General features: G+C 71.7%; 2 protein-coding genes and 1 pseudogene. All 3 read left to right on the plus strand.

The genetic code is table 11. The features are described 5' to 3' along the window. Positions 1-605, plus strand: a pseudogene (locus tag PKH97_RS16550) (serine/threonine protein kinase); the annotation flags it as partial. A 97-nt stretch (positions 606-702) separates the two neighbouring features. Next, positions 703-999 (plus strand): FeoA family protein, encoded by a 297-nt coding sequence (locus PKH97_RS16555; protein ID WP_324388703.1) that lies wholly within the window; start codon positions 703-705, stop codon positions 997-999. Between the two features lie 6 nt (positions 1,000-1,005). Beyond that, the coding region (locus PKH97_RS16560) for a FeoB small GTPase domain-containing protein (RefSeq protein ID WP_324388704.1) at positions 1,006-1,541 on the plus strand (536 nt) is incomplete at its 3' end.

A 1,541-nucleotide genomic window follows, 5' to 3' on the forward strand; every position in this document is an offset into this window, starting at 1 on the left:
GGCGCGCGGCCCGGCGCGGCGTGCTGATCGCCGTCGCCTCCGCGCTGGTGGCGACGGCCACGTCCTATCCCGCCTTCGCGGTCATCGCGGGCCTGCTGTGGTCGGTCGTTGCGCGCACCGCCGATCGCAGCGTGACCTCGCTCGTGCTGCGCCGCTACACCAAGGGGGCCCGCTCGAGCGATCTGGCCATGGCTGTGCTGGCGAGCCCGATGCACCTGGTAACGGGCGTGATCGCGGCGCTCGCCGGGGCACTCATACCGGCATCGGTCGGGCTGGCCGGCATCTTCGCCACGCTGCTGGGCGTCAACCTCTCCGGTGCCGCCCTTCCCGTGCGCATCACCCACGCCATCGCGCTCGGCGTCGGTATGGCGCTGGCGATCATGATGGCCTGGTGGGGGCCGGGCGGCTCGGGGCTGCGGCGCGGCTCGCGCAGCCTGGCGCGCGGGCTCGCTCCCAATCAGGTCGGTGCCCAGGTGGTCGCGGGGCTCGCGATCGCGGCGACCGCCTTCCTGGTGACCTGGATGGTGCTGCAGCCCGGCCTGCCGGTGTGGTGGCCCTTCGGGGGCGCGCCCAGCATCTTCACCTCGCTGACGCAAGCGCCCTGACCCCGGCCTGCCGTTCGTCGTTCCCGGTGACGGAACCCGATCCGGTCGGTCTGGTGAGGGTAACCTAAGAAGGATCCGTTTCCCCCTGGAGGTCGTGGTGTCGGTGCTCTCACAGCGGCTGGGTTCGCGCCCGGTTCTCTATGCGGCGCACCCCGGACGGACCCTCGCGACCGTCGCTGTCGCCGAAGCGGGCGTGCGGGTCGCCGGGCTCGGCGCGGCCATTGCCCCCGAGGTGGGCCGCCGGCTGGTCGACCTGGGCCTGGTGCCGGGCGCGTCGATCGAGGTGCTGCGTAAGGCGCCCCTCGGCGGCCCGGTCATCGTTCGGGTCGCCAACTACGAGGTCGCGTTGCGGCTTGGCGAGGCACGACAGATCATCGTGGATTCGGTGAACTGACCGGGGATGTCCGGACACCACGACCACGCAGGCGGCGCGCCGGCCCTGACGGGCCTGCGACTGGCACTGATAGGCAGCCCGAACGCCGGCAAAACCACGCTCTTCAACGCCTTGACGGGGATGCGCGGCAAGACCGGCAACTATCCCGGTGTCACGGTCGCCCGCTATGCAGGCCGTGCCCGGATCGACGATCTCGATGTCGTCATCGAGGATCTGCCGGGCACCTACAGCCTCGACCCGATCAGCCTCGACGAGCAGGTCGTCATCGACACGCTGGACACCGCGACCGACCCGGCGTCGACGCCGGACGGGCTGCTGGTGCTGCTCGATGCGACCACGTTGCGACGCTCGCTCGGCCTGCTCGCGCAGGCCCTGCTCAGCGACCTGCCCGTATGCGTGGTCCTCACCTTCGCCGACGAACTCACCGCTCGCGGGGGTCACCTGGACCAGGAGGCGCTCGCCCGGGCGCTCGGCCTGCAGGTCGTCGTCGTCACCGCCGGTGATCCCGCCGGCGTCTCGCAGCTGCAAGCCCTGGCCCACCA

Source organism: Nostocoides sp. (assembly GCF_035343835.1).
Lineage (GTDB): Bacteria > Actinomycetota > Actinomycetes > Actinomycetales > Dermatophilaceae > Nostocoides_A > Nostocoides_A vanveenii.